Origin of the sequence: Arthrobacter sp. YD2 (genome assembly GCF_030410475.1) — a bacterium.
Taxonomy (GTDB): Bacteria; Actinomycetota; Actinomycetes; order Actinomycetales; family Micrococcaceae; genus Arthrobacter_B; species Arthrobacter_B zhangbolii.
On sequence record NZ_JAUHHB010000003.1, the window covers coordinates 758,785 to 785,418 of the forward strand.

Annotated in this window: 25 protein-coding genes; 13 read left to right on the forward strand and 12 right to left on the reverse strand. The window is 66.6% G+C overall.

Translation table 11 applies throughout. From position 1 onward, the window contains the following. The 3 genes from QWJ37_RS14500 to QWJ37_RS14510 all read right to left on the reverse strand — a co-directional run bounded on the left by QWJ37_RS14500 (position 1) and on the right by QWJ37_RS14510 (position 3,941). A complete protein-coding gene (locus QWJ37_RS14500; RefSeq protein ID WP_227905729.1) occupies positions 1–924 on the reverse strand; it encodes an ABC transporter permease subunit in 924 nt (307 codons plus the stop codon). Continuing rightward, entirely contained in the window at positions 921–2,537 is a 1,617-nt protein-coding gene (locus QWJ37_RS14505) for an ABC transporter permease subunit (protein ID WP_290245697.1), read from the reverse strand. Before QWJ37_RS14505 ends, QWJ37_RS14500 begins: the two co-directional genes overlap by 4 nt. A gap of 111 nt (positions 2,538–2,648) precedes the next feature. Continuing rightward, a complete protein-coding gene (locus QWJ37_RS14510; RefSeq protein ID WP_290245698.1) occupies positions 2,649–3,941 on the reverse strand; it encodes a maltose ABC transporter substrate-binding protein in 1,293 nt (430 codons plus the stop codon). A gap of 292 nt (positions 3,942–4,233) precedes the next feature. Between QWJ37_RS14510 and QWJ37_RS14515 the strand changes: the two genes are divergently transcribed. The 4 genes from QWJ37_RS14515 to QWJ37_RS14530 all read left to right on the forward strand — a co-directional run bounded on the left by QWJ37_RS14515 (position 4,234) and on the right by QWJ37_RS14530 (position 8,513). Next, positions 4,234–5,934, forward strand: a complete 1,701-nt coding sequence (locus QWJ37_RS14515) for a glycoside hydrolase family 13 protein (RefSeq protein ID WP_290245699.1) — start codon at positions 4,234–4,236, stop codon at positions 5,932–5,934. Positions 5,935–5,972: 38 nt separating this feature from the next. Then, positions 5,973–6,998, forward strand: coding sequence for a LacI family DNA-binding transcriptional regulator (locus tag QWJ37_RS14520; protein ID WP_290245700.1), 1,026 nt, complete (start codon positions 5,973–5,975; stop codon positions 6,996–6,998). A 157-nt stretch (positions 6,999–7,155) separates the two neighbouring features. Then, positions 7,156–7,527 (forward strand): DoxX family protein, encoded by a 372-nt coding sequence (locus QWJ37_RS14525; protein WP_290245701.1) that lies wholly within the window; start codon positions 7,156–7,158, stop codon positions 7,525–7,527. Further along, positions 7,524–8,513, forward strand: a complete 990-nt coding sequence (locus tag QWJ37_RS14530; RefSeq protein ID WP_227905708.1) for a hypothetical protein — start codon at positions 7,524–7,526, stop codon at positions 8,511–8,513. The genes QWJ37_RS14525 and QWJ37_RS14530 overlap by 4 nt, the downstream gene beginning before the upstream one ends. On the opposite strand, the gene zapE is transcribed toward QWJ37_RS14530, so the two are convergent. Continuing rightward, positions 8,510–9,580: a cell division protein ZapE gene (gene zapE, locus QWJ37_RS14535; protein WP_290245702.1), complete on the reverse strand. Its 1,071-nt coding sequence runs from the start codon at positions 9,578–9,580 to the stop codon at positions 8,510–8,512. The two genes, QWJ37_RS14530 and zapE, sit on opposite strands and share 4 nt — an antisense overlap. Before the next feature lie 188 nt (positions 9,581–9,768). On the opposite strand from zapE, the gene QWJ37_RS14540 reads away from it, so the two are divergent. From QWJ37_RS14540 to QWJ37_RS14550, 3 genes are read left to right on the forward strand one after another with little or no spacing between them, the layout of a single operon-like run. Beyond that, positions 9,769–10,059 (forward strand): DUF1540 domain-containing protein, encoded by a 291-nt coding sequence (locus QWJ37_RS14540; RefSeq protein WP_227905704.1) that lies wholly within the window; start codon positions 9,769–9,771, stop codon positions 10,057–10,059. A 2-nt stretch (positions 10,060–10,061) separates the two neighbouring features. After that, positions 10,062–10,970 carry a restriction endonuclease gene (locus QWJ37_RS14545; RefSeq protein ID WP_290245704.1) on the forward strand — a complete coding sequence of 303 codons (909 nt, stop codon included), beginning with the start codon at positions 10,062–10,064 and terminating at the stop codon, positions 10,968–10,970. 13 nt (positions 10,971–10,983) lie between these two features. Beyond that, positions 10,984–11,367 (forward strand): RNA-binding S4 domain-containing protein, encoded by a 384-nt coding sequence (locus QWJ37_RS14550; protein ID WP_290245706.1) that lies wholly within the window; start codon positions 10,984–10,986, stop codon positions 11,365–11,367. Positions 11,368–11,385: 18 nt separating this feature from the next. On the opposite strand, the gene QWJ37_RS14555 is transcribed toward QWJ37_RS14550, so the two are convergent. Then, on the reverse strand, positions 11,386–12,912 hold the full coding sequence (locus QWJ37_RS14555; RefSeq protein ID WP_227905696.1) for an acetyl-CoA hydrolase/transferase family protein: 1,527 nt from the start codon (positions 12,910–12,912) through the stop codon (positions 11,386–11,388). Between the two features lie 169 nt (positions 12,913–13,081). Between QWJ37_RS14555 and QWJ37_RS14560 the strand changes: the two genes are divergently transcribed. The 4 genes from QWJ37_RS14560 to QWJ37_RS14575 all read left to right on the forward strand — a co-directional run bounded on the left by QWJ37_RS14560 (position 13,082) and on the right by QWJ37_RS14575 (position 17,098). Next, positions 13,082–13,867, forward strand: a complete 786-nt coding sequence (locus QWJ37_RS14560; RefSeq protein WP_290245707.1) for a tyrosine-protein phosphatase — start codon at positions 13,082–13,084, stop codon at positions 13,865–13,867. A gap of 7 nt (positions 13,868–13,874) precedes the next feature. Then, positions 13,875–15,701 carry a Na+/H+ antiporter NhaA gene (gene nhaA, locus QWJ37_RS14565; RefSeq protein WP_290245708.1) on the forward strand — a complete coding sequence of 609 codons (1,827 nt, stop codon included), beginning with the start codon at positions 13,875–13,877 and terminating at the stop codon, positions 15,699–15,701. Positions 15,702–15,838: 137 nt separating this feature from the next. Continuing rightward, positions 15,839–16,309, forward strand: a complete 471-nt coding sequence (locus QWJ37_RS14570) for a hypothetical protein (RefSeq protein ID WP_290245709.1) — start codon at positions 15,839–15,841, stop codon at positions 16,307–16,309. A 24-nt stretch (positions 16,310–16,333) separates the two neighbouring features. After that, complete coding sequence (locus tag QWJ37_RS14575) at positions 16,334–17,098, forward strand: SDR family oxidoreductase (protein WP_290245710.1); 765 nt, start codon at positions 16,334–16,336, stop codon at positions 17,096–17,098. Here QWJ37_RS14575 and QWJ37_RS14580 read toward each other — a convergent pair. Continuing rightward, on the reverse strand, positions 17,064–18,320 hold the full coding sequence (locus tag QWJ37_RS14580; protein ID WP_290245711.1) for an MFS transporter: 1,257 nt from the start codon (positions 18,318–18,320) through the stop codon (positions 17,064–17,066). The two genes, QWJ37_RS14575 and QWJ37_RS14580, sit on opposite strands and share 35 nt — an antisense overlap. Positions 18,321–18,355: 35 nt before the next feature. After that, entirely contained in the window at positions 18,356–19,021 is a 666-nt protein-coding gene (locus QWJ37_RS14585; protein ID WP_290245712.1) for a peptidyl-tRNA hydrolase, read from the reverse strand. 167 nt (positions 19,022–19,188) lie between these two features. Here QWJ37_RS14585 and QWJ37_RS14590 point away from each other — a divergent pair, with 167 nt between their 5' ends. Both QWJ37_RS14590 and QWJ37_RS14595 read left to right on the forward strand, forming a co-directional pair. Beyond that, positions 19,189–20,022, forward strand: coding sequence for a DUF1684 domain-containing protein (locus QWJ37_RS14590; protein WP_290245713.1), 834 nt, complete (start codon positions 19,189–19,191; stop codon positions 20,020–20,022). Positions 20,023–20,170: 148 nt separating this feature from the next. Beyond that, positions 20,171–20,647: a hypothetical protein gene (locus QWJ37_RS14595; protein ID WP_227905679.1), complete on the forward strand. Its 477-nt coding sequence runs from the start codon at positions 20,171–20,173 to the stop codon at positions 20,645–20,647. Between the two features lie 55 nt (positions 20,648–20,702). On the opposite strand, the gene QWJ37_RS14600 is transcribed toward QWJ37_RS14595, so the two are convergent. The 5 genes from QWJ37_RS14600 to QWJ37_RS14620 all read right to left on the reverse strand — a co-directional run bounded on the left by QWJ37_RS14600 (position 20,703) and on the right by QWJ37_RS14620 (position 26,614). Beyond that, positions 20,703–23,726 carry a glycoside hydrolase family 38 C-terminal domain-containing protein gene (locus tag QWJ37_RS14600; protein ID WP_290245715.1) on the reverse strand — a complete coding sequence of 1,008 codons (3,024 nt, stop codon included), beginning with the start codon at positions 23,724–23,726 and terminating at the stop codon, positions 20,703–20,705. A 141-nt stretch (positions 23,727–23,867) separates the two neighbouring features. After that, on the reverse strand, positions 23,868–24,290 hold the full coding sequence (locus QWJ37_RS14605; protein WP_227929219.1) for a hypothetical protein: 423 nt from the start codon (positions 24,288–24,290) through the stop codon (positions 23,868–23,870). 74 nt (positions 24,291–24,364) lie between these two features. Then, a complete protein-coding gene (locus QWJ37_RS14610) occupies positions 24,365–24,904 on the reverse strand; it encodes a hypothetical protein (RefSeq protein ID WP_227905665.1) in 540 nt (179 codons plus the stop codon). Continuing rightward, positions 24,904–25,500, reverse strand: a complete 597-nt coding sequence (locus QWJ37_RS14615) for a hypothetical protein (RefSeq protein WP_290245716.1) — start codon at positions 25,498–25,500, stop codon at positions 24,904–24,906. The genes QWJ37_RS14610 and QWJ37_RS14615 overlap by 1 nt, the downstream gene beginning before the upstream one ends. Positions 25,501–25,579: 79 nt before the next feature. Beyond that, entirely contained in the window at positions 25,580–26,614 is a 1,035-nt protein-coding gene (locus QWJ37_RS14620) for a patatin-like phospholipase family protein (protein WP_290245717.1), read from the reverse strand. Between the last annotated feature and the right edge of the window lie 20 nt (positions 26,615–26,634).

Here is a 26,634-nt window from a genome sequence, read left to right on the forward strand (position 1 = left end):
TCAGCCCTTGACCGACCCGGCAATCAGCCCGGAGGTGATGTAGCGCTGCAGGAACAGGAACAGCGCCATCACCGGCAGTGCCGCCAGTACCGCACCGGCAGAGAACACTCCCCAGGTCCGGGACTGGTTGTCACCCACAAAGGAATACAGTCCGACGGCGAGGGTCTGGGTATCCGGGTCATTGAGCACGATGGAGGCGATCAGGAACTCGCCGGTGGCCGTGATGAAGGACAGCAGTCCGACGATGGCCAGGATGGGAGTGACCAGGCGCAGGATGATGGTGAAGAAGATCTGGATGTGGCTTGCGCCATCAATCCGTGCTGCTTCGTCCAGGGACACCGGCACCGTGTTAAAGAACCCGTACATCAGGTACGTGTTTACCCCCAGCGCGCCGCCCAGATAGACCATGATCAGCCCGATCTGGCTGCCCAGGCCGAGCCAGGGAACGACGTCGGAAATGCCGCTGAGCAACAGGAAGATCGCGACGACGCCCAGCATCTGCGGGAACATCTGCAGGAGCATCAGGCTCAGCAGGCCCATCCGCCGGCCCCGGAAGCGCATTCGGGAGAAGGAGTACGCAGCCAGGGCGCCGAGGAAGACGGTGCCAATGCTGGTGACCAGTCCAATAACGAGGGTGTTCAGGAACCATTTGGCGAACGGCTTCTGCGGGTCGGAGAACAGGGCGGAGAAGTTATCGAGGGAGACCGTCGAGAAAAGCCCGTTGGTGGAAACCAGCGTTCCGGTGGGGCTGAGGGCGGCGGACAGCACGTAGACCAGCGGCAGCAGCGCAAAGGCGCCAATGACCAGGCCCACCAGGTGCCGCCACCCCTTCTCCTTCAGCCATGCCCCGGCTGATGCGCGCTTCGCCGGCGCGGGCTCGGCGGGGCGTGCCGGTGACTTGCGGAGCGTCTGCAGGTTTGTCATGAGTTCACTTCTTCCAGTGCCTTGGTCTGCCGGAAACTGATCGCGGAAATGATGGCCACAATGATGAAGATCAGCACGGCCAGCGCACTGGCCAGGCCGTAGTCGCGTCCGGTGCCCTGCCCGAAGGCGACCTTGTAGACAAGCGTGATCAGCAGGTCGGTGGCGCCGATGTCCATGGACGTATCCTCAAAGCGCGGCCCGCCGCCGGTGAGCATAAAGATCACATTGAAGTTGTTGAAGTTGAACGCGAAGGTTGAAATCAGCAGCGGCGCCGTCGAAACCAGCAGCAGCGGCAGTTTGATGGAGCGGAAAATGCGCCAGGCCGAGGCGCCGTCCATACGGGCGGCCTCGTTGACTTCCTCCGGCAGCGACTGCAGGGCGCCGGTGCACACCAGGAACATGTAGGGGAACCCCAGCCAGGTGTTGACCAGCAGCACGCTTGCCTTGGCCAGCCAGGGGTCGCTGAGCCAGGGAATGTCGGCCCCGCCGAAGAACGTGTTGTTGATGAACCCGAAGTCCTGGTTCATCATTCCGGACCAGACGAGCCCGGCAAGGAACGCCGGAAAGGCGTAGGGCAGGATCATGATGGTTCGGTAGATCCGCTTTCCGCGCAGGGTGGCGTGGTTGAAGGTAACTGCCAGGAACAGCCCCAGCCCGAAGCACAGCAGCACGGACATCACGGCGAAGGTAAAGGTCCAGATGATGACGGCAACCAGCGGGCCGCGGAGGTCCGGGTCGCTGAAGGCATGCGCAAAGTTGTCGAAACCGACGTTGATCTTCCAACCGGTGGGCAGCCGCTCGCCGTCCTCCGCTACAAAGGCTCCTTCGCCGATGTCGGAGTAGACCTTTCCGTTCTCGGAGTCGGTAAAGGTTCCGGCTGCCTCGTCGTAAACCAGGGACGGTTTGAAGACATAGGCCGTCGCGCCGTCGGACGTTTTGAGCGTGCCGTCGTCCAGGTCCTCGGAGAACGGAACGGTGAGCGCCAGGATTTCGTCCTGCCGCTGCAGCAGGTCGGAGAACTGCAGGGTTTCATACCCGTCGACGGCCACGGCCTTGCCGGAGGCATCCTTCTCCGCAGTGACTTCCTCAAGGGGCTCATCCACACTGCCGAGTTCGGCAGTTCCGTCCGGATCCGTTGCCAGCAATGACAGTGTCCCGCCCTTTTCCACCACGGTAATCCGGTAGGAGGGGGAATCGGGCACGCGTTTCTGCGCGGTCATCTGGATTGCCGACACGGCATCGGCCTTGGTGCTGTTGTGTCCGTCGCCGTAGTTGGTGAAGGCGACATACCCGCTGTAGGCCACCACGAAAACCTGGAATACGGCCAGGAAAAGGACACCTGGGGCCAGGTATTTGGCGGGCAGGCCCCCACGCCGCAGGTAGATCCAGTTGATCAGCAGAGTGACCAGGGCTGCCACGGTCAGGACCGCCCATTTTTCATTCAGGAACAGCGCTATCAGCACATAAACGGCAAAGGCATCGGTGATGCCGAGCAGAATAATCTTGGCCAGTGTGCCGCCCAGCGAATCGCTCCGTGCCGCGCGTCCGGGCCGCAGTGCACGTCCGGCGCCGGGGCCGGTTGTGTTCACCGGCGTATCCAGCTGATCAACCATCTTGTTCTCCTTGAACGGGCGGCGAACCGGGGCGCGGCATGTCACCGCGCCCCGGTCCGCGCCGGACGGCGGCTCTGCGCCGCCGGTTAGTGCAGGTTGGCCCGCGCCTACCTACTTGCTGATCTTGGACTGAACGTTGGAGACCATGGTGGCCCAGGAGTCAGCAGGGTCGCCCTGGCCCTTGATCAGGGCCAGCTCCGTGCCGCCCCAATCCGCCCAGACCTGTTCCATTTCCGGAATCGCGGGCATCGGCACGCCGTTGATGCCGATCTCGCCAAAGGCTGCCACGACGGGATCAGAGGCGGCCTTGTCGAAGGACGCGGTGAGGGCCGGTGGCCGTCCGCCGGCCTTGAACATTTCGTCCTGCACTGCCTCGGTGCTCAGGTAGTTGAGGGCAAACTCGTTGGCTGCCAGGGCGTTCTGGCTCTTGGCGCTGATGAAGAAGCCGTTGACGCCCACGAAGGGCTGGGCCGGGTTCGGGCCGGCGGTGGGGATCGGATCCACTACCAGGTTGATGCCTGCTTCTTCGGCATCCGGAACGTTCCAGGGGCCGGTCAGGAAGTACGGGGACGCTCCGGCGCTGAACTTTTCCTTGGCAATGTCCGGCGTGATGCTGGAGTTGAGGATGCCGTCGCCTGCCTCGCCCCACTGCTTCAGCTTTGCCGCGAACTCGGCGCCGCCCGGGTTGCCCAGCTCGAGCTTGGTGGCGTCGTAGCTGCCGCTCTCATCGGTGCCGAAAACGGGTGCTCCGAGCGAAGTCTGGAACGGGTAGAGGTGGTACGGATCGCCCTGCTTGGGGTCCAGGCCCACCAGGAACGGGAACTCGGCCTTGCCCTCGGCGACGGCCTGCTTGCCGTTGGCGATCACTTCGTCCATGGTCTCGGCAGGTTCCGGCACGAGGTCCGCGTTGCGCAGCAGACCGATGTTTTCAATCGAGTATGGAACGCCGTAGGTGCTGCCTTCATACGTCATGGCCTGGACGGCGGTCTTCTGGAACTTGTCGGCATTGTCACCGAGTTCGATCGGAGCAATCACGCCGTTCTGCACAAACTTTCCAACCCAGTCATGCGGACCCACAATCAGGTCCGGTCCCTTGCCGGTGGGCACCTGGGTGATGAAGTCATCCGAAACCTGCTGGAAGTCCTTGGTGACCAGCTTGACTTCGATTCCGGTATCTTCCTTGAACTTGGCGGTGACGTCGGTCAGCGCCGGGGAGCGTTCCGCGTCCACCCACATCGTCAGCGTGGTGGCTCCGCCCGAGGCGAGATCCTTGGCATCGGACTCGGAGTCGGCAGCGTCGCCGCCTCCGCAGGCCGAGAGGACAAGAGCAGCGGTGACCGACACGGCACCGAGAGCAAAAGTACGGCGGCGGATGGCCGGCGTACCCGTTGTGTGCACCTTCATTGGTGAACCTCTTCTGTTTGGACCCCGGTAAAGGGGAAATGATCGCTGCCGCGAAGAAGCACGGGACCCTGCCCGGGCACTGCGGATGCGAGCTACGACACAGGTCAGTGTAAGCGCGTGCACACAATCCGTCCAACACCTGCTTTTTTGCCGCTGAGAATGCATCAGCATGCTGAGGATTTTCTGCCGTGAAAGGCGCTTACGGAGGGGTTTACGCGGCCAAAAGGGGCACATGGGAAAACGCAATGGAAGCGTTTGCAGTTTTTGCCGAAAAGCACCCTAGGATGTGGGCATGCTCAGTTCTGTACTCGACGATTCTTCGGCGCTCACCCTCGTTCATCCGTCCTCCGGAGACCGTGAATGGTGGCGCTCATCAGTGATCTACCAGATCTACCCGCGCTCCTTCCGGGACCTCAACGGGGACGGCATCGGTGACCTGCAGGGCATCACCGCCGAACTGGCCACCCTGGCCGAACTGGACATCGACGCCGTCTGGCTCTCACCCTTCTACCGCTCCCCGCAAAAGGACGCCGGCTACGACGTCGCCGACTACTGCTCCGTAGACCCCATCTTCGGCACCCTGGAGGACTTCGACGCCCTCATCACCGAAGCCTCCCGCCACCACATCCGCGTCATCGTGGACCTGGTCCCCAACCACTGCTCCGACGCCCACCCCCTCTTCCAGGCAGCCCTGGCCGCAGGACCCGGCTCCCCCGAACGCGACATGTTCATCTTCCGCGACGGCACCGGCGAAAACGGGGACACCCCGCCGAACAACTGGCAGTCCCACTTCGGCGGACCGGCCTGGACCCGCATCACCGAACCTGACGGCACCCCCGGACAGTGGTACCTGCACCTCTTTGACTCCTCCCAGCCCGACTTCAACTGGGACTCCCCCGCCGTGCACGCCGAATTCGAACGCATCCTGCGCTTCTGGCTGGACCGCGGCGTCGGCGGGTTCCGTGTGGACGTCGCCCACGCCCTGATCAAAAAGACCGGCCTGCCGGACTGGGGCGGACGCGCCGACGGATCCTCCTCCGAGGGCTACCCCGGCTCCGAAGCACCCATGTTCGGCCAGCCCGGCATCCACGACATCTACCGGTCCTGGCGGAACATCCTGGACTCCTACGACGGGGACCGGGTGCTCTGCGCCGAAGCGACCATCGACCCGATCGAACGCCTCACCGACTGGGTACGCGCCGATGAGATGCACCAGACGTTCAACTTCGCCTACCTGCACCACCCCTGGCACGCCCCGGCGCTGCGCCACGTCATCGAATCCTCCCTGCGCGCCTTCGACCAGGTCGGTGCCCCCACCACCTGGGTGCTCTCCAACCACGACGTCGTCCGCCATGTCAGCCGCTTTGGTATCACCACGCATCAGGATCGGCCCGGTGACGGGATAGGAGCCGCCGACCCGCAGCCGGACCACGGGCTGGGTATCTCCCGGGCCCGCGCCGCCACGCTGCTGATGCTGGGCCTGCCCGGCGGCGTCTACCTCTACCAGGGCGAGGAACTGGGACTGCCGGACCACACCCTGCTTCCGGACGAGTTCCGCCAGGACCCCACCTTCCACCGCACCGCCGGGGAACGCCTGGGCCGGGACGGCTGCCGGGTTCCGCTCCCCTGGACGTCGGAGGCGCCCGCCCTCGGCTTCAGTGCTGCCGGCGGTTCCTGGCTCCCGCAGCCGGAGGAGTGGCAGCACCTGGCGCGGGACGTCCAGCGGCAGGACCGCGATTCGACACTGAACCTCTACCGGACGGCCCTGGATCTGCGCCGGAAGCTGGACCTGGGCAACGGATCCCTCGCCTGGCTCACCGGATACCCGGACAGCGTGCTTGCCTACGTCAATGGCAACATCGCGGCCCTGATGAACATGGGCAGCGACGCCGTTCCCCTGCCCCAGGGAGAGCTGATTGCCTGCAGCCGCAACGGCGCTGTCTACGACGGCTTCCTGCTTCCCGACAACAGTGCCTGGGTTCGACTCGACTAAGCTGACCCCTGCCCGCCAAAGAGTAGAAGAGGGAAACCTTGCCAGGAATCAAAGAGGTAGCCGCCCGCGCCGGCGTCTCCTCGGCGACCGTTTCCCGCGCGCTCAGCGGCAACGGCGCCGTTTCGGAAGCGACGCGCCAACGGGTGCTCGGTGCTGCCGAGGAACTGGGTTTTGTCATTTCCTACAACGCCTCCTCCCTCGCCTCGGGGCGTACCCGCAATGTGGGAGTGGTGATGCCCAGCGTCGGCCGCTGGTACTTTGCCCAGGTGCTGGAAGGAGCTGCCTCGGCGCTGATCGAGGCAGGCTATGACCTAACGCTGTACAACACCAGCGACGGGCCCGGCCACCGGGAAAGCGTGCTCACTGAGATGCTCCGGCGCAAGCGGGTGGATGCAGTGATCACGGTCGCCCTGCGGCTGACCGAGGAGGAATTGGCCCAGCTTCGGGCCGTGGATAAGCCCATCGTGGCCATCGGCGGCCCGCTGCCCGGCACCACCACCATCCGGGTGGATGACGCCGGGATCTCCTCCCTGGCCACCCGGCATCTGATCTCCCTGGGGCACACCCGCATTGCGCACATCGGCGGCGGGGAGGAGCTGGAACGGGATTTCCAGCTCGGCGGCACCCGGCGCAACGGCTACGAATCCGCTATGGGGGACGCCGGGCTGACTCCGGAGGCAAGCTGGATCTCCAGTGCCGAGTTCTCGGTTGCCGGCGGGTTCCGGGCCGCCAAGGCCCTCCTCGCCCGGCCGGATGTGCGGCCCACCGCGGTTTTCTGCGCCGCGGATGAAATTGCCGTGGGTGCCATCCTCGCAGCCCGCGAACTGGGGCTCCGGGTCCCGGAGGATCTTTCAGTGATCGGGATCGACGGGCACGATATGGGTGAGGTCTTCGGCCTCACCACCATTGGCCAGGACCCCGTTGGGCAGGGCGCCGCCGCGGTGGCAGCGGTCCTGGCGCTGATGCAGAACGAACCGACGGACCCGCTGTGGGAATCGGGGTTCTATCCCACGGAGTTTGTGGTGCGCTCCAGCACGGCCGTGCCCGGCAGTCTGAGGGCCTGACGACAGCCGCAGACACCCCTTACGGGCCCGCGGCACGGCGGCCGCGCCACGCCCGTTATTGCGCAGTTCCCCGGCTGCAGACCATGCTTGGGTTGTTATGGTTTCACGGCGGTTCCTGCGCCGTCCCTGACCCTTTTACCGAGAAAGTCGCCCATCCATGCTGTCTCTGGTCCTATGGCTCGTCCAGCTGGTCCTGGCGTTACTTTTTGCCGGCGTCGGTTTTATGAAGATTACCCAGCGCCATAAACGGCTGGCCGAGAACCTGCGCTGGCCGGAGGATTTCCCGCCGGCCACCGTAAAACTCATCGGCATATTGGAAGTACTGGCTGCCGTGGGGCTGGTTGTCCCCGAGGCAACCGGGACCCTTCCCCTGCTGACGCCGGTGGCCGCTTCAGGGCTGACCGTGCTGATGGCGCTGGCCATCTTTGTCCATATGCGCCGCGGGGAACGGAACCGCATAGCGCTGGCGGCAATCCTCATGGTCCTGTCCCTGCTGGTGGCGCTGGGACGGTTCGGAGTCTTCGGGTGACGTCGCCTGCGAAGCATCCGCAGGAAACTCCGGGGCTGGGCGAAGTTATCGCAGAGCTTTACGCACTGCTGCCCTCGGATTTCACGGCGGCCCGGAATGCCAGATCCGCTGCGGCAGGACGTGATGGCAACAAAGACCTCGCCCAACGGATCAAGCGGCTGCCGAAACCGTCCATGGCTGCGTGGCTGGTAAACCTGCTGGCCCACCGGCGTAGGGAGGAACTGGACGGCGTCCTGGAACTCGGGGCGGCGCTGCGCGAGGCACAGGAGGATCTGGACCAGAAGCAGCTGCGCAGGCTCAGCGTTGAACGCCAGCGGCTGCTGCGGGCGATTATCCGGGATGCCCGCGAGCTGGCCGCCGAGCTGGACCACCCGGTCAGCGAAGGCATCGCGGCCGAAGCGGAACAGACGCTGTGGGCTGCGATGGCCGATGCGGCTGCGTCCGACGTCGTGGCCAGCGGTCAGCTCGTCCGGTCGCTCCAGGCCAGCGGCTGGGAGGAGGTGGAGCTCCAGGACGCGGTCGCGGATGCAGGCTCGGTGAAGCACGGAGAGGGGCTCCGTCCCGGCCGGGGACGCGGACCGGACGCCGGCACATCGGGCCAGGGCACACCCGGAAAGAGCGCCGTAACCGACAGCGCCGCGGCGCGGCGGCGCCGGGCCGCGGCCGAGCGTGCCGTGGAAAAAGCCCGGCAGCATCTCGAGGAAGCGGAGGCCGGGGAGCAGGAAGCGCAGGACGCCCTGGACGCGGCCCAGCGGGACGTCGAGGAAACCGCCGCCCGGCGGGATGACCTTACCGATGAGATTGATGAGCTCCGAGAACGTATCCGGACCCTGGAGCGGGAGGTCGCTTCCGTGGACCGGCAATCCGGCAGGCTCGAACGCGTTCGGGACAACGCCCGGCGTACGGCCCGGGCGGCACGCCGGGCTGCGGAAAAGGCCCGGCAGAAGCTCACTGAGGCCAGCCAAACAGCAGAGACCGAGGCCTAGTCCGCGTCGGTGGGCTTCCGCTGCAGCATCCCGAACCTGCTTCTGATCCTGGCCAGGTCAGTGGGGTGCGCCGTTCCGGGAAAGACGCCGGAATAATCCGGCAGCCCGATAACGTCCAACCGGCAGCCGCCGTCGTAAAGCACGTCCACTACGTTCCCGAACCGCTGCCAGCCGTACGGGTTCGAGCCCGCGGTGGATGGCACGGAGGAAATCACCCAGTGCGGGTAGGTCCGCGAGAGCTGCAGATAGTCAGAGGTGGCCGACTGTGCGTGGCAGAGATCCTCGAAGTCGAACCACAGCTGCCCGGACGCAGCGCGCAGGGCCCGCAGCGCCCGGCTGCCGGGGGTGAGCGTCACCGACTCTCCGTGGGCGGGCGGCACCAGTCCTGCCCAGGCGAGGGACTCCGGGTTAGCTTGGCGCAGGTGGTGCCCGGCGGCGAACCCGGCCTTGGCCCCGTCCCGCGGCCTGTCGCGGTAATCCACGTTCCCGTCCAATGCCAGGACCTGCAGCTGATCGGTGATCATGGCGATGCCCGGTTCAAACAGATGGTGGAACATCGGATCCGGCAATAACTCCTGGGGAGCGTAGTTTGAGGTAGCTGCCAGGACTATCCCGCGGTCCAGGACGGTACGCAGCATCCGGGTGATGAATGCGGCATCCGCCGGGTCGTTGACGTGGAATTCATCAAAACACAGCAGCCGCACCGACCCCAGCATCTGCTCCAGGGCTGCGGCAAAGGCCGAGTCCTTCCGGTAGCCGGGAGCACCGTAACCCTGGAAAACCCGCTCATGGAGTTCACGAAAGAAATCATGGAAATGCAGGCGCCGCTTCTCCGGAACATCAACACCGTCATACAGGGCGTCCAGCAGCCAGGTTTTACCCCGTCCGGGAGGACCCCACAGGTACAGCGATGCAGAACCCGGTGCCGGGTCCGGGGAGAGAGCTGCGGCAGCGGCTGCGGATAGCGCCGGCAATACCGCCAGCTGGGCATCATCCAGGACCAGACCCTCCGCTTCGGCTCTGCTGCGGATGCTGTGGGCCACCTGTGCGGCCTGCGTTGCGGTCATACTCCCGTTCTACCCAACCCCGGCGCCGCACAACAAAACGACGCCGGTATGCACTCCCCGGCCGGCCAGGGCTCCGACGGGAAATAGGTGCAGCAAATTCGCCCTAATTATTCAGCTGCCACGGTGGTACGTTCGAAAGCCAGGCACGGAAAGATACCCCGCCACACCGGATACCCGCTGGAGGAATCATGACCGATCATGTTGCCCATGTGCAGGACTGCGCCGTTTCGAACTGCGACTTCAACCACGACGGGTGCACCGCCTACGCGATCACCGTGGGCGGGACACGTGACCATGCCAGTTGCTCCACCTTTATCGACACCTCGGCAACCGGCGGGCTGCCAAAGGTCCTGGCCCAGGTGGGCGCCTGCCAGCGCAATGAGTGCGCGTTCAACAATCACCTGATGTGTGATGCACATGACGTACGGGTGGGGCCGGGCGCGGAAATGGCCGACTGCCTGACCTACCAGCCGCGCTAACGGTGCGTTCGGTCCTGCTGGTCTGGGATACCGGCAGGCCGGATGCCTGGGCGGGCGGCTACGGGCCGGCTGTCGCCGCCGTGGCTGCCACCGGAGAATTCTCCTGGCGTTGCCCTCCGGCGCAGAACCTGCAGGCACCGGCAGCTCCGGGTGACGAGGTGTGGCTGTTTGCCGCCGGAAGCACTGCCGGCGGCGGGCTGCTGGGGCATGGATTCGTCCCGGGCGAGGCAGACGCGACGGAAGGCCCGGCAGCAGGCAGTGCCGGGGCAGGGCAGATCCGCTTTGACCTCCTGCTGCCGCTGGGGGAACACCTGCCGGTCGCTGATCTCCGGACCGCCGTACCCGAAGTCGGCTGGGGCGCGCTGAGGACCGGTGGAACCGTTCCGCCTGCGGGCCTTCCGCCGCTGCGGCGGGCATGGTCGGTACATCTGGCATCACTGGACCTCGCCCACACGGATCCGCTCGCTCCCCTGCCCGGCACCACGGACCCGCGGGTCCGCTCTGCCCGGCCGGTGAACCGCTATGAGCATGACGCCGCCGCGCGCCGGGTGTGCCTGGCCTTTCACGGCGGCTCCTGCGCCGCCTGCGGAATCGTGCCGCGGGAGCGTTACGGCCCGGGCGCGGAACACGTGCTGCAGATCCACCATCTTCTCCCCGGAGCAGATCTGTCCGACGGGTATGAGCTGGACCCGGTGTCTGATCTGGTGCCGCTCTGCCCCACCTGCCATGCCGTGGCGCATACCCGGGTTCCCGTCCCCTACACACCCGCCGAAGTGCGCCGCATGCTGGCCGGCGGGCAGGACACGGGCGGTTTTGCCCCGCCCGCAGCGGGTCCGGTCCCGGGAAGCGTGGTGAGCGCGCATCAGCAGCAGTCCCTGGAGGACGCTGCCAAGCTGCGCGGACTTCGTTAGACTCGGAGGCTCCATGAGCATTCCAGCAAGCACTTCCAAGACCGTACGGCTCGACGCCTGGCTGTGGGCGATACGCGCCTACAAAACCCGTTCCGCTGCCACCGCAGCCTGCCGCGCCGGCCACGTCCGGCTGAACGGCAGCCCGGCCAAGGCGGCGCATTCCGTGCAGCCCGGGGACACCATCAGGGTGCGCCAGCCCGGCTTTGAACGGATCCTGGAAGTCCGCCAGCTGATCAGCAAGCGTGTGGGGGCCGAGGCGGCGGCGCACTGTTTTGTCGACCATACCCCGCCGCGCCCCGCCGTTCCTGCGCTCGGAATTCCGGTCCGGGACCGCGGTGCCGGCCGTCCCACCAAGCGGGACCGCCGCGAACTGGACCGGCTGCGCGGCGGGAGCTGACCCGCCGCGGCACCTGGCCTAGAGGCCTGCCGTTGCCGGCAGGCTCGTGCCGGTTTCCACAAAACGGTGATGGAAGGACAGGGATTCATCGAGCAGGTGCGGAGTGTGCTTGCCGAAGCTCTCCCGGCTGGCGCGGTCGAAGTAGTCCTGCAGCAGGGGCTGGAAGTCCGGGTGGGCGCACTTTTCAATGATCGTGCGGGCACGCTGCTTGGGTGAAAGTCCGCGCAGATCCGCGAGCCCGCGCTCGGTGATGATAAGCATCGTGTCGTGCTCGGTGTGGTCCACGTGTGCCGCCATGGGCACAATGCCGGAAATCTTTCCGCCCTTCGCGGTGCTAGGGGACATAAAGGCGGAGAGGAAGCCGTTGCGGGCAAAGTCCCCGGACCCGCCGATGCCGTTCATCATGGCAGTGCCGGCCACGTGGGTGGAGTTCACGTTGCCGTAGATGTCCGCTTCGATCATGCCGTTCATGGCAATGCAGCCCAGCCGGCGGATCAGCTCGGGATGGTTGGAAATCTCCTGGGTGCGCAGGATGATCCGTTCGCGGTAGAAGTCGATGTTGGAGTTGAACTCCTCGATTCCGGCCGGGCTCAGCGAGAAGGACGTTGCTGACGCCACGCGGATGACGCCGTCGCGGATCAGGTGCAGCATGCCGTCCTGGATCACCTCGGTGTACGCCGTCAGTCCGGTGTAACCCGCAGTGGAAAGCCCGGCGAGCACGGCGTTGGCAATGTTGCCTACCCCGGACTGCAGGGGCAGCAGCTTATCCGTCAGCCGTCCGGCCTTGATCTCGCTGTCGAAGAAGTCCAGCAGGTGCCCGGCAATCTGCTGGGAGGTTTCATCCGGGGCGGCAAAGGGCGTCATCCGGTCCGGGGCGTCGGTTTCCACCACGGCAATGACCTTCTCCGGGTCCAGGCGCAGGTACGGCTCGCCGATCCGGTCATCCGGGTTCACCAGCATGATGGGCTTGCGGTGCGGCGGCAGTGCCGTGCCGTAGTAGACGTCATGCATGCCGTCCATGGCCTCGGGCTGCTGGAGATTGACCTCGAGGATGATCTTGTCCGCCTGCTCAATCCAGGTTTTGTTGTTTCCCACCGAGGAGGAGGGGATGAGGCTGCCGTCCTCATTGATGCCCACCACCTCGATGACGGCCAGGTCCACGTGCCCGTAGAACCCGAACCAGGTGTACTGGGCCACGTGGCCGAGGTGGATGTCGATGTACTCGAGTTCGCCGTCGTTAATCCGCTTCCGCAGCGTGGGATCGGATTGGTAGGGCAGGCGCAGCTCCATGCCGCCGGCCTTGGCCAGGACACCGTCCAGTTCCGGCGCAGTGGAGGCCCCGGTCAGCACCTTGATCTGAAAGTCTTCGCCCCTGGCATGCGCCGCTTCCATCTGGGCTGCGAGCGCCCCCGGCACAGCCTTGGGATACCCCGCCCCGGTGAAACCGCTCATGGCCACCGTCATTCCCGGCCTGATCATGGCCGCGGCCTGCTCTGCTGACATAACGAGGTTTTGGAGTCCGGGATGGGCAATGCGACGGTGCATGGAGAGGGCCTTTCAGAGAACTTGATCAATTCACCCTATCTCCCTGTGAGCCGTGCCTCATACTCGGGTGTCCGCGCACACTTTTCCAAGCCGTCCTAAGATGGTCCCAAACGTTCCACGGCCCCGGCACGGCCGGGCGCGCCACCGTTGCCGGAAGGAAAACCCGCCCATGTCCGAAGCAACCCGTCCAGCCTCTGCGTCCGCCCCCGCTCCAGCCCCGCTGGCGAATCTGCGTGATCTGGGCGGTATCCCGGTCCGGGGCGGACGCATCCGCCCCGGCCTGGTCCTGCGCTCGGACGACGTCGCCACCACCACGCCCGCCCAGGTCGCCGAGCTGGTGGAGGCGGGTCTGTCCACCATCATCGACCTGCGTTCCGCGCAGGAGGCGCAGCGCACCGGACGCGGCCCGTCGGCGGATCATCCGCTCCGGTATCTGGCGCTGCCCCTGACCGATGCGGAGGCCGCGCCCCCGGAGCTGGCCGGACAGTTCCTTGCGTCCGTCCGCACCCCCGAGCATGTGGGCCAGTGGTACGCCAAAATCTTTACCGGCCGGAAGGAAGCCCTGGTCCGGGGACTGGAGGCGGTGGCCGATGCCCCCGGCACGGTGCTGTTCCACTGCGCTGCCGGCAAGGACCGGACCGGGATGTTTGCAGCCGCCCTGCTCGCCGTGCTGGGTGCCGATCCCGAGGACATTGCCGATGACTACTCCCGGACCCAGGACCGCCTGCCGGAGGTTTACCGGAGGATGGGCCTTTCCGAGCTCAGCGCCGGCGCAGACATTCCCCTGGACCACCCCGTGCTGGCCGCCCATCCGGCGGCAATGCGGACCATGCTCGCCGTTCTGGACTCACATTCCGGCGGGATCACCGGGGTGCTGCGTGCGGGCGGGCTGACCACGGACCTGGCCGGCCGGCTGCACGGCAAACTGGTGCAGCCGGTCCCCTCAGGGCTCTAGGATCCCGGTGCCCCGCCGTTCAGGCCGGTCCACCAGCCTCGCGGCGCCGTCGGGCGGCGGGTCCGCGGACAAACGGCCCGCAGCCCTGCTGCTGCTGGCCACCGTGCTGGCAGTGGCCTGGGCGAATGCACCGTTCGCGGCCTCCTATGAGGAGTTCTGGCACTCCACCGCCGAACTGCGTGCCGGCGGCATGGTCCTGGAGCTGTCCTTCCGGGAACTGGTCAATGATGCGCTGATGGCCGTGTTCTTTTTTGTGGTGGGCCTGGAGGTGCGGCGGGAGTTCGCCCTCGGGGAGCTGACCAACCGTGCCCGGGCAGCGGTTCCGGTGGCGGCCGCTGCCGCGGGTCTGCTGGTGCCGGCACTGATTTTCCTGCTGTTCACCGCCGGCACCGGCAACGCCGCCGCCTGGGGCGTTGTCATCTCCACCGACACGGCCTTCCTGCTCGGGGCACTGGCCATTGCCGGCCCCCGGTTCCCCGGCCGGCTGCGGATTTTCCTGCTGACCCTGGCGGTGGTGGATGATGTCGCCGCGCTGAGCATCATTGCCCTGGTCTATACGGCGCGGCTGGAGTGGGTGCCGCTGCCGCTGGCCCTGCTCGGGCTGGCCGCGGTGTACTGCGCCCGGTACCTGCCCGCCGGGCGGGGTCCCGCCTATGCAGGGTTGGCGGTGCTCACCTGGCTGGCGTTCTACGCGTCCGGGGTGCATCCAACCCTGGCCGGTGTGGGCATTGCCCTGCTGGTTCCCGTTTTCCAGCCGGGCCGGCGGGAGGTTGAAGATGCGGTGCAGCTGGCACAGGTCTTCCGCCAGTCCCCCAATTCGGGGTACGCCCGGGCGGCGGCGTCCGGGCTTCGCGAGTCCATTTCCATCAACGAGCGGCTGCACGGCGCGTACACGCCCTACGTCAATTACGCCATCCTGCCGCTGTTCGCCCTCGCCAACGCCGGTGTGCGGCTTGACCGCTCCACGGTGGCATCCGCCGTGACCTCGCCCCTGGTCTGGGGCATCATCTGCGGTCTGGTTCTGGGAAAATTCCTTGGCATTTTCGGTGCTTCCGCGGTGCTGCGCAGATTGGGCGCCGGGGAATTCGGTCCCGGCCTGACACTGGGACGGATTGCCGGAGGGGCTGCCCTTTCCGGTATCGGCTTCACCATTTCCCTGTTCATCATCGGTCTCGCCATCCCGGACCCCGCCGTGCAGAACGAAGCACGCGTGGGTGTCCTGGCCGCATCGGTGCTGGCATTCGCCGCGGGTACCCTCATCTTCAGGATTGTGGAACGGAGCCCTGCTGTTCCTCCCGGACAGGTCCTGGCCAGACCCGTTGATGCCTCCCGGGACCATGTTGCCGGCAACCCTGACGCACCGCTGACCCTGGTGGAATACGGTGATTACGAGTGCCCGTTCTGCAGCCGGGCCACAGGCGCCATCTCCGAGGTGCGCCGCCACTTTGGCTCCGAGCTGCGCTACGTCTGGCGCCATTTGCCACTGACGCGGGTGCACCCGCACGCGGTTGCCGCGGCAGAGGCGGCCGAAGCGGCACATCGGCAGGGACAGTTCTTTCCCTACAGCGCCTACCTTTTCGAACATCAGGAGCAGCTGGACCCTGAAGATCTGCTCACGGCGGCAGAGACCCTGGGGCTGGATCCGGACCGGTTCGAAGCGGACCTGCGCTCAGCAGACATCCGTAACCGGGTGTTGGATGATGCCCTGGACGCCGAGTCCATGGACCTGCACGGCACGCCCACCTTTTTCATCGGCAACCGGCGGCACCACGGCCCCTATGACTCCGCCACCCTCATCCGGCTGCTGGAGGCTGACCGGCCACAGGAAGCCTGATCTGCCCGCCGGCAGTATCCGCCCCCGCCGGCAGTATCCGCCACCGGTTACCCGGGCCACCGGGCCGGCGCGGCGCTACTCTGGGCCCGGCAACAGGAATAAGCAACCGGAATAAGGGTAGGGAAGGGCGGCACCAGGTGAGCCAGTATCAGGAGAACGACGGCGGGCAGGATCCCGAGGGGCGGGGCACACCTGCGCAGCAGCCCCCACCCCTTCCGCCCGGGGAATATCCCGGGCAGACCGCCGGCCGGGAACCGGGTTACCCCGGCCAGCAGCCCGGCCAGCCGGGCTATCCCGTCCAGCCCTACGGACAGCCCCCGCAAAATCCGGGAATGGTGCTGGGCGTTGTGGGCCTGGTGCTGGCATTTTTCCCCGTGGCCAACATTGCGGGCCTGATCGTGAGCATCCTGGGCCTGCGTAAATCCCGCCGGGCCAGCATGGGAAACATCCCCGCGGTCATCGGTATTGTGCTCTCGATCCTGTCCATCCTCGGAACGATCATTTTCGGGATCTTCTTCTTTACCGTGATCGCGCACCTGGTTGAGGTCTGCAATGACCTGGGCCCGGGTGAGCATTTCGTGGACGGCGTCACATATACCTGTGGTTAGACCCGGCCCGGTACGCTCGCGTGCATGAGTACACACAGCCTGGTCACCGGCGCCGGCCGGGGCATCGGTTCAGCCATTGCAGCCGCACTTGCGGGAGCCGGTCACCGCGTGGCGGTCCACGCTGGTCATGACGCCGAGGCGGGGCGCAAGGTGGCAGCTTCCCTGCCCGGCAGCGGCCACACCGTTGTCATCGGGGATCTCTCCACTGCGGCCGAATGCGAACGGGTCTTCCGGGAGGCTGCTGACCGGTTGGGCGGGCTGGATGTGCTCGTGAACAACGCCGGAACCTACCGGCCCCATCCCGTGCCGGGCACCTCCTACGCCAATTGGCAGGATGTGTGGCGGCAGACCATGAACCTCAACCTGTTTGCTCCCGCGAACCTGAGCTGGCTGATGGCGGACCACCTGATCAACCGCGCGCAGGACGGCGGGGGCGGCCGCGGCCGGATTGTGAATGTTGGCTCCCGGGGCGCGTTCCGCGGCGAAGCCGAGACGCCGGCCTACGCAGCCAGCAAAGCCGGCCTGCATGCCCTCACCCAGTCACTGGCCGTGGCGCTGGCGCCGCACGGAATAGTCTCCACCGCCGTTGCCCCCGGCTTCGTGGACACCCGGATGGGCCGTCCGGCACTGGAAGGAGAGAGCGGCGTCGCCATCCGTGCACAGAGTCCGTTCAACCGCGTGGCCGAACCCGAAGAGGTCGCTGCCGCGGTCCTGTGGCTGGCCGTTGACGCCCCGGAGTGGGTGAGCGGCACCATCATTGATGTGAACGGGGCTTCGTACCTCCGCTAGCCAGTTCATCGTCAACGTACCCGGGAGCGGCCGCGATGATGCCGGCGCCAACCATCACCGCCGCCGAGGCGATCAGCAGCGCCAGCGGCAGCGTCCAGCTGCCGGAAATGTCGTGGAGGGCACCGATGGCGAAGGGACCCATGGCCGCCAGCAGATAGCCCACCGGCTGGATGAAACCGGAAAGCCGTGCGGTAACCTGCGGCTCCCGGGACCGGGCGGTGATCAGCGCCAGCGCCGTCGGGAAGGCGAAACCGCCAACTCCCAGGCACACGGCCCAGAGCCAGGGCAGGGTGTTCGGCGCCAGCAGCAGCCCGGAGTAGCCGGCAACCATGCAGATACCGAGTCCGACAATGTAGGACCGCAGCCGCGGTGAGCGTGCCACCAGGACAGGCATAAGCAGCCCGCCGGGAATGCCCAGCCCGGCGATGATCGCTGCCATCAGCGCGGCCTGGCCCTGCCCGAGCCCGGCGTCCCGGTAGATCTGGGCTGCCCAGCCGAACTGGACGTAGGCATGCATTGACTGCACGCCGAAGAAAATGCTGAGGGCGACGGCGATGCGTGAGGAGCGCATTTTGGCCCCCGTCCGCGTCCTGCGGGCAGTGGCCACCGGATCCCGTCCGGCCCGCCACATCAGGAAAACCCACGGGATAAAGGCCAACAGGGCCACGGCACCCCAGATCCCGAGGCTCAGCCGCCAGCCCTGAGGGCCCGTACCCGCCAGCACGCCGCCGAACAGCAGTGGAAGGGTGGCACCCAGCGCCAGGCTGGTGCCATAGACGGAGTTCAGGAGGGGAAGCCGCCTGCCGCCGTGGCGTTTGATGAAGGCGGGAACCAGGATGTTGCCGATGGCCATGCCGGCAAAGGCCAGCACCGTCAGCAGCATAAACAGCACCGCTGTTCCGACGACGGCGCGCACCAGCAGGCCCGCCGCCACCACGCCCAGGGCGAGGACCACGGCACCGTTGATTCCGGTCCTGCGCGAGAGGGCAACGGCGAAGGCGCCCACGGCCGCGAACGTCAGCCCGGGCAGTGCGGTCAAAACACCGGCAGCCGTGGCGTCCAATCCCAGCGCGGCCTGCAGTTCGGCCAGCACCGGACCCACTGAGGACGCTCCGGGCCGCAGGTTCACTGCCACCAGGATCACCGCGAGGAGCACCATCCAGAACGGGAGCGGACGCCCACGTCCGGTGTTTTTTGCCGGTGTCCGCTGGGTCTCGCTCACCGGCTCTTTCTATCACGGACCCCGGCGGCAGTCCGTCAGGCGGTCGAGGCTGCGGCCGAACCTGCGTCCGCCCGGGCGACAAAGGCCGTGGCGGTGTCCGGTGCTATTTCGGTCATCCCCGCATCAACAATCAACGGCCCTGCCCCAGGCCCTGCCGCCAGCTCCGTGAACCGGGCGCCGGGGATGAATTGGACCGCAGCAGGCCAGCCGGCGTGTTCCCACGCGAGCTGCTCGGGGAGGGGCAGCGCCAGATACCAGGACAGCAGTGCATGGGCTGCCTGTGCCGCCGCCTTGCCGGTGGACATCTCCAGATCCAGGTTCAGGATGACGCAGGGCGCAGTATCCGGCTGAGGTGCCGGCGGCTCATCGGGCAGCTGGGTGCCGGAGACCTGCAGTTTGGCCAGCTTTTTCGGCATCTCCCCGTAGGTAACCGGCTCGAAGGCAATGGCCTGTGCCCGTCCCACGGACACTGGGCCCGAGGGCGCCTCGGCTGCCAGGCGCTCGAAGGTACTGGGATTAGCCCGGCGGACGGTCTTGGTGAACCGTCCGTACAGCCAGTTCTCCCACGCCTGGCTGTCATGGGTTGCCGCATAGGACCGCACACTGGCCACGGCGGCTGCCGCTACGGCATCGCGGTGGGCGGCAGGCTCGGACTTATCCACGAGCAGGACAATGGGCTGAACTTTGTCGAACGGCTGCATCCTTCCAGTTTTCCATGCATGGGCAGCTCCTGATCCCCGCCGGCCGGAGCCACCGGGTTTTGCCCGCCGGGGACGGCCCGCCGGAAACCCCCGCCCCAAAGATGACCGGCGCCAGGGTGATCGGTCATGCTGGGACAGGACGGCACCGGCAGGGCGGAGGAGGATTCGTGGACCAGACAGAAGCAGCAACGGCACGGCGGGAATGGGAGGTGTTCCGGCAGCGGCGCGAAGCAGACCTGAAGCAGGACCACGGCTGGCTGAGCCTCACCGGCTTCCATTGGCTGCCGGACTCCCCTGCCGCCCTGGGCACGCTGCCGGGATTGTGGTCCGCAACCGGTGGCCAAGCGGCCCTGGCCGCCCGTCCCGGGGACGGGGTGGCGTTTGTGGAGACCGGGCGTCCGGTGGACGGACTGTTCACCGCATCCCTGGACGATGAGGAGTCGCTGCTGTGGGTCCGGTACGGCGGGCCGGACGGCCACCGCGTGGTTGTGGAACTGGCGAGGCGCGGCGGACGTTACGCTGTGCGCCCGCGGGATGCGGAATCACCGGTGGCAGTTTCCTTCAGCTCAGTGCCTGTCTATGACTATGCCCCCGGGTGGGTTCTCCCCGGTCGCTTCGAGCACTACCCCCGGCCCGTGGACGTGGCCATTCACACCGCCCATCCGCAGGTCCCGGGAACCCAGCGATCAGTGGGTGAAGTGGTGTTTTCCCTGCCGGGAGCCGCTGCGGAGCTTCGCCTGCAGGTCAGCGCGGCCGGACCGGGCAGGCTCAACCTGACCTTCCATGACGAGACCAACGGCGCTGCCACGGCCGGGTGGCGCAGCCTGACGTTCCCGGCACCCAACGGCGGGGCGGCAGCCGGTCCGCTGGTCCTCGATTTCAACCGGGCCGTGAACTATCCCAGCGCGTTTACCGAGTTCGGCACCTGTCCCATGCCGGTCGAGGGCAACCGGATACCCGCCGCCGTAGAGGCGGGGGAAAAGCGCCCGGACGCTGCCTGAAAGCGGCCGGGCGCCGCCTGGGATCTGCCCGGCCGCTGCTGCCCGGGGCCTGCCTGTAGCCGGCCCGGGACATGCCTCTGGACGGTTACCGGACCAATGTTGTCCCTTCCCCTGCCGCTGGCCGGACAGCGGCGGTAGCGTTGCCGCCATGAACGATCGTCAACCCCAGCGGCACAGCTCCGAGAAGGCGGTGCCGGGCACTGCACCGGCGGCGAAACGCGGTGCCGGCAAAAACCCGGCCGCCGATCGTGAAGCTGAGAAGCAGTGGCAGGTTATGGAGCGTGAAGGCGGCCTTTTCACCGTGGCCGAGATAGCGCAGCGGCTGGGGTTCGGAGGCGGGCCCAATGCCATGGCAAGGCAGCTGACCGGGAAGGGACGTGTTCTTGCCGTAAAGCGTGGCGAACACTTCCTGTATCCAGGGTTCCAGTTCGATTCGGCGAGCGCCCGGGTCATCCCCGCCGTCAAGGACGTGATCCGGATGGGTCGCTACGCGGGTTGGCCGGATGAACAGATTGCGCTGTGGTTCTTCACGCCCAACCGGCAGCTCTCCGGCAAACGCCCGGTGGACGTGCGCACCAACGAGGAACAGCTGCTGAGCGTGGCGGAAGAGAACATCGCAAAGTAGCCGGCACCGGGCCCGCTGTGGTCTCAGCTCCCCGACGGGCCGGCGCGGCAGTCCGTCAGTCCCGGCGGAATCGCAGGGTGACCAGTTCAAAGGGCCGCAGCCGCAGCACCGCGTCGGAGTCCCGCGACGCTGCACCGGAGAGCACCTCCGACTCCACCGGACGCTCCAGCAGATCGGCAGCCCAGGCGGCCACGTACTCGAATCCCGTCCGCAACCGCGCCTCCGTCCGGCTGCCGTGTGCCTCGTAGAGACGGACCACCACATCTCCGCTGCGGTCCTCCGCCAGCTTCACTGTCTCCACCACCACTGCAGGATTATCCGTAGTAAGCAGCGACGGCAGATCCGCCGCAGCTATGCCGGTGACGGTGCGCAACGGAAGATTGAGCCGGTAGCCCTCCGCCACGGCGTCGGGAATCTCCGCTGCCGGCCGCAGCGAATACCGGAACCGGTGTACTCCCTGATCGGAGTCCGGATCCGGGAACAGCGGCGCGCGCAGCAGCGAAAGCCGCAGGACGGTGCAGCTCCTCCCGTCCGAAACCTCCCGGAAGGTGTCATGCCCGTACGTCGAATCATTGGCCACCGCAACACCGAAGCCGGGCTCCCCCACGTGAATCCACCGGTGCGCCACGGTTTCAAACCGTGCCGCGTCCCAGGACGTGTTTGCATGCGTTGGCCGGAAGATGTGCCCAAACTGGATTTCCGACGCCACCCGGTCAGCATGGACGTCCAGCGGGAAGGCGAGCTTGAGCAGTTTCTGCCGCTCATGCCAGTCCACCTCAAGGTCCAGGTCCACCGCCGATCCGTCAGGGCTCAGTGCCACCCGCTCCGTGATCCGTGAATGACCGAAGCTCCGCTCGATCCTCAGCACCCGTCCGCCGTCCTCGGATCCCATGGCATCCGGTTGCATCAGGTCGGTGCTGCTGAACCGGTAATGGGCATCCAGGTCCCAGGCATCCCACTGGTTGGGGGTGTCCCGGAAAAGCTGGAAAAGGTTGCCCGGGCGTCCCGGCGGGAAAACCTCCCGCTCGGAGCCGGACTCCACAAGGGAGGTAAACAGGCCCTCTGCACTGACCTGCAGCCTCAGCCTGCCGCTGCTGATGCTCCAGCCGTCCCCGGACGGTTCCCACCGCCACAGTCCCGGGTCCGGGACAGGTCCGGCACCGGATGCCGGCACACCCTGCACCGGATAGGGCCCGGCGTTCAGAACCGCAGTACGGCTGCCGGATCCCAGCAGGGCCCGGGCCGCGGTGCCGATCAGTTCCGTCAGCTGCCGGCCTACCCGGGCATAGTTCCGCTCCGCTTCCCGGTGCACCCAGGCAATCGAAGTGCCCGGCAGGATGTCGTGGAACTGCTGCAGCAGCACTGTCCGCCAGGCCTCTTCAAGTTCCCGGTAGGGGTACTCGGCACCGGCACCGACGGCGGCTGCGGTGCACCACACTTCGGCCTCGCGCAGCAGTGACTCGCTTTGCCGGTTGCCCTTCTTCGTGTTGGCCTGGCTGGTGTAAGTGCCGCGGTGGAATTCCAGGTAGAGCTCCCCGGACCAGACCGGCGGATCAGCCAGTTCCTCCTCGGCCGCGGTAAAGAACCTTTCCGGGCTGGACAGCCGGACCGACGGTGATCCTTCCAAGGACTGCGTGCGGTACGCGGCGGCAAGCATTTCCCGGGTGGGGCCGCCCCCGCCGTCGCCCCAGCCGAAGGGAATCAGGGAGGTGTTGGCGAAACCTCTTTCGGCAAACTGACGCTGCGCCAGGGCGAGTTCGCGCCCGGACAATTCGGAGTTGTAGGTGTCCACAGGCGGGAAATGGGTGAACAACCGCGTGCCGTCGATGCCTTCCCAGAGGAAGGTGGAATGCGGCATCGTGTTTGTTTCATTCCAGGAGATCTTCTGTGTCAGGAACCAGCGCGATCCCGCTGCCCGGGCAATCTGCGGCAGGGCCGCCGAGTAGCCGAAGGAGTCCGGCAGCCATACCACCTCCGGGTCCACCCCGAACTCCTCGATGAAGAACCGCTTGCCCGCCACGAACTGGCGGGCCAGGGACTCCCCGCCTGGCATATTGGTGTCCGACTCAACCCACATACCGCCGGTGGGCACAAACCGTCCCTCCCGTACCCGCGCCGCCACGCGGGCGAACAGGTCCGGGTAGTACTCCTGCAGCCAGGCATACTGCTGCGCCGAGGATGCCGTGAAAACGAACTCCGGATCTGCGTCCATCAGCTCCAGGACGTTGGCGAACGTGCGCGCCACTTTCCGGACCGTTTCACGCACCGGCCACAGCCAGGCCGAGTCTATGTGCGCGTGCCCGACGGCGTGTACCCGATGTGCGCTGGCGTAGGCAGGAAGAGACATGACCCGTGCCAGCTGCTGCCGCCCGGCAGCAGCTGTTCCGGAAACATCGGCGGGGTCCACGGCGGTCACGGCCCGTTCCATCGCCCGCAGGATTTCGTGCCGTCGGGGCAGGTCCATCGGCAGTTCATGCATCAGCCCGTTCAGCGTCCAAAAGTCCCGGGCCAGGTTCCACACACCGGCGTCCAGCACGGCCACGTCAGCGGAACGAAAGATGTAGAGCGGCGCGGTCCCCGCCGTCGTCCGGTCCCCCAGCGGTGTCGGCGCGAAGCTGAATCCCGCTGCCACGTTGGGATTTGATGCCGCTTCGACATAAAACCCGAAGGGCATCCCGGGTTCCCGCGGCAGGGGAATGTGCAGGTTCCGCGGTTCCACGGCTTTTACGATGCTGCCATCCGGCCGGTAGACCAGTGCCTCGGCCCCGAATCCCGGGCCGCCGTCGCTGAAGCCCAGATCCAGGAGCAGCTCCGGGCGGTCCCCGTCCTGCAGCTCCCAGTCCGCCGGCACCGTGCCGGAAACGTGGAACCAGGTGGTGCCCCACGGGGCGCCCCAGGGGGTGCCGGTGCTGAACGGCGTGAATTGCCCGACCACGGCCACCTCGAAGGGCTCGGGTTCACCGGGCAGGTCCAGGGCGGTGAGGTCCGCCGGACGCCGGTCCCGCCAGACGCTCCCGGTGAGGCGGTCACGGAGGAACCTGCTGATCCGGGCTTCCACCAGTTCGCGGTTGTTATGCATCGCGGTACGCCCTTTCATTCCCGCTCGGCGCGAGAGGACCCCGAGGCTACGGCAGGACGCAGCCCGAGCCGTGTGCCTGCCGGTCTGCCCGAGGCTAGTACACGGCCGCGGATAGCTCTACGGGTGTGCGACGACGGCCCGTCACTGCAGGCGGATTGCCGCCTCCATTTCGCGGACAAACTGTTCGGTTTCTGCCGCATTGCGGAATCCGTAGGACACCTCGCGGACAGCTTCCTGGCGGGAACGGGGAATGGCATGGTACTTATCGGCCGGGAATCCTCCGGGCTCGGACACCGGTTCCACCAGCGGACGGCTGTTCAGATGGGCGAACTGCCGGAGCGTCGGATCGATCCGCCATTGGTCCGTTTCCACCCAGAAGTGATCCCCCATACCGGAACTTCCACTGGCAACGCGGATCTCCTCCACTCCGGCTTCCTGCAGCAGCCAGGCCAGAGTGAAGGAGGCAGGGGCTCCCAGCCCGGAGCCGTAGGGGATGTGGCCTTCGGCTACCCCGGCGGTCTGTTCGGCAAGGCGGGTGGCTTCCTGAAGGCTGAGTTTTCGCATACCTCCATGATCCCAGCCCCGGAGCCCGTCCGTTGCCGGGCGTGCATCACATCAGTGTCCGCAGAGCACCCGGGTCACGCAGCGGCTGTGCCCGTGTCCGGACGGCGCATCCGGGTGGTGGCGCGGCGCACCTGCGGGTCCCGCTCCGCGTTCTGCAGCAGACGGTCGAAATCCGTCAGGCCTACGTCGCCACATTTGTAGGACAGCCGGGCCTCGGGACGGCTGCCGGATGCGGTGGCGTGCCGCCGCCCGGTGAGGCCGATGCGCAGCTGCCCGCCGCCGTCGTCGTTCACCTGCAGCTGCCGTTTCCGCACCAGATCACGGACACTCCTGGCGTCCACTTCCGGGGCGTTGTAAAAGTATTCCCGGACCACCCCGGTGAGGGCCTGGGCATCCGTCCGGTCCTGGCGCGGCCAGCGGACCAGCCGGTCCACCGCGGCCTGCACCGGATGGACGGCGAATCCCATCCCGATGAGGACGGTCACGAGGTCGCCGCCGCCCAGGAAAAGGAAGAGCACCGCTGCCATGCTCAGCCCAACCAGCGTTCGAACCGAGTGGGTCCGCCGGGGACTCAGGGGAAGGGCAATAAGTACCGGGTTGATCTGTGCCGACATCAGGACCAGCCGCCTTTCAGCCCGGCGAGCGCTTCGGCTTCGCGGGCGAGCCGGGACGCCGCCCTGAGCTCATGGTCGTAGACATCCCTGCTATGGATTATCTGGTCCTGCCCAACGGCGGTTTCCAGGGTGCGCAGACGGTTTCGATGGCTCTGGGCTGTCTGGGCCAGTTTTAGCTGGGATTTGGAACTTGTCAGTTTGTGCATCAAATCCTCCACACGGGATTCCTTGGAACGGACAACGTCAAAGTGCTGGCGTGCCGTGGCTTCGATGCGGGCCGCAAGATCGTGCATCCGGCGCGCGGTTTGGGCAAGGCTGACGGTTTCCCCGGCGTCGAGCCGTTCTTCGGCGATGACCTCTTCCAGGCACCGCAGCCGTGTTTCATAGGAGCGGGTAACGGCACTGTAATGCCGCAGCACTTCCCAGGCTGCCCGGGTCTGGTTCCTGAGCATGCTCTGGCTGGCGGCGGTGGCGGAAATGGCTGCATCAAGCCGGGCACAGGTCTGGGTGAAATTGTCTCCCGTGCCGGGATGACCGAACTGCGCCTGCGCAATTCGGCGGATTCGCTTGAGGTTCCTGCCCACAGCTACCTCCATGATGGTCCCGGTTTATGTCCGGCAGGGAAGGCCGAGCCGTCCGGAACGGCACAAAAACGCTTTCCCGCCATTCTTCCCCTCATTCCCCTGCCAGCCAAGGTCCCGGCCCCTGCGGAAGCAGCCGGGCCAGCCGGTCCAGGTCCGCAGCGGTGTCCCGGACCATTCGTTCTGCCGTGGCGATCAGCCGCTGCAGGTTCTCTTCATCTGCGTTATCCGAATCGTGGCTCGCGTCCGGCAACAGCTCCGTCTGGATCCGCACGTACCTGTCTCCCAGGATGAGCTCAAGGCAATCGCGTGCCACCTGCCCGGGGCCGCTGAGCACCATGGAGAGGTCCTTCTCCAGTACCTGCAGTTCCGGTGTCTGCTGGGTTTGTTCAGCTCCCAGCCGCAGCCCCGCGTTCCGGTTTCCGGCACTGGTTCCGGTCCCCAGCGAGACCATCAGTACCCCGTCCACCGCCTCAGGCAGTACCGTGCCGAGGGAGTATCCCAGCAACGCCGGATCATCGGCGGCCAGCCCGCCGTCCACCAGCTGCCTGGCGGTGCCCTCGGTGTCCGTAAACGGTACGGCCGGGAAATACCGGGGAAGCGACGCCGTCGCCTGTGCTGCCAGCGCCATCGGTGCATCCCCCAGGACGGAGGGTTCCAGGCCACCACCGGCGAAGTGCAGCGCCTCCGTATGCGCCAGGTCGCAGGTGGTCACCGCCACCGGGCGGACCGCAGCGGAAAGCGGAAGATCGCCCAGTGCCTCGTCCAGGTAATGCTTCAGCGGCTCCGCGGAATACCTTGGTGCCCCGGCAGGGGCAGCGGCATGCGCGGGGTGCCCGGGAAACCGGGGAAAAACCTGCGAGGCACTGTCCAGGTTCAACCGGCGCACCTCCTCGGCACTGTAGCCGTGCCCGTTGTGCTGCGGGGAAACCAGCGCCAGGGCCGCCATGCCGCCGGCTGAGGTTCCCACCACCAGATCGAACAGTTCCGCTGTGCGCTGGCCGGTCTGCTCTTCCAGCGCCATCAGCCAGGTCAGGGGGATGATGCCGCGAATGCCGCCGCCATCAATGGAGAGGATGCGAAGCATAAACGGCTCCTGACGGCGTACGGCGCGGGTCCGGTGGTCCATTAACCCTGCCCGGCTCCGGC

Excerpts from the sequence above, each read along its gene's own strand:
- QWJ37_RS14500 (WP_227905729.1), bottom strand. The coding sequence starts at position 924 with ATGACAAACCTGCAGACGCTCCGCAAGTCACCGGCACGCCCCGCCGAG.
- QWJ37_RS14505 (WP_290245697.1), bottom strand. The coding sequence starts at position 2,537 with ATGGTTGATCAGCTGGATACGCCGGTGAACACAACCGGCCCCGGCGCC.
- QWJ37_RS14510 (WP_290245698.1), bottom strand. The coding sequence starts at position 3,941 with ATGAAGGTGCACACAACGGGTACGCCGGCCATCCGCCGCCGTACTTTT.
- QWJ37_RS14515 (WP_290245699.1), top strand. The coding sequence starts at position 4,234 with ATGCTCAGTTCTGTACTCGACGATTCTTCGGCGCTCACCCTCGTTCAT.
- QWJ37_RS14525 (WP_290245701.1), top strand. The coding sequence starts at position 7,156 with ATGCTGTCTCTGGTCCTATGGCTCGTCCAGCTGGTCCTGGCGTTACTT.
- zapE (WP_290245702.1), bottom strand. The coding sequence starts at position 9,580 with ATGACCGCAACGCAGGCCGCACAGGTGGCCCACAGCATCCGCAGCAGA.
- QWJ37_RS14540 (WP_227905704.1), top strand. The coding sequence starts at position 9,769 with ATGACCGATCATGTTGCCCATGTGCAGGACTGCGCCGTTTCGAACTGC.
- QWJ37_RS14550 (WP_290245706.1), top strand. The coding sequence starts at position 10,984 with ATGAGCATTCCAGCAAGCACTTCCAAGACCGTACGGCTCGACGCCTGG.
- QWJ37_RS14555 (WP_227905696.1), bottom strand. The coding sequence starts at position 12,912 with ATGCACCGTCGCATTGCCCATCCCGGACTCCAAAACCTCGTTATGTCA.
- QWJ37_RS14560 (WP_290245707.1), top strand. The coding sequence starts at position 13,082 with ATGTCCGAAGCAACCCGTCCAGCCTCTGCGTCCGCCCCCGCTCCAGCC.
- QWJ37_RS14575 (WP_290245710.1), top strand. The coding sequence starts at position 16,334 with ATGAGTACACACAGCCTGGTCACCGGCGCCGGCCGGGGCATCGGTTCA.
- QWJ37_RS14585 (WP_290245712.1), bottom strand. The coding sequence starts at position 19,021 with ATGCAGCCGTTCGACAAAGTTCAGCCCATTGTCCTGCTCGTGGATAAG.
- QWJ37_RS14595 (WP_227905679.1), top strand. The coding sequence starts at position 20,171 with ATGAACGATCGTCAACCCCAGCGGCACAGCTCCGAGAAGGCGGTGCCG.
- QWJ37_RS14600 (WP_290245715.1), bottom strand. The coding sequence starts at position 23,726 with ATGCATAACAACCGCGAACTGGTGGAAGCCCGGATCAGCAGGTTCCTC.
- QWJ37_RS14605 (WP_227929219.1), bottom strand. The coding sequence starts at position 24,290 with ATGCGAAAACTCAGCCTTCAGGAAGCCACCCGCCTTGCCGAACAGACC.
- QWJ37_RS14610 (WP_227905665.1), bottom strand. The coding sequence starts at position 24,904 with ATGTCGGCACAGATCAACCCGGTACTTATTGCCCTTCCCCTGAGTCCC.
- QWJ37_RS14615 (WP_290245716.1), bottom strand. The coding sequence starts at position 25,500 with ATGGAGGTAGCTGTGGGCAGGAACCTCAAGCGAATCCGCCGAATTGCG.
- QWJ37_RS14620 (WP_290245717.1), bottom strand. The coding sequence starts at position 26,614 with ATGGACCACCGGACCCGCGCCGTACGCCGTCAGGAGCCGTTTATGCTT.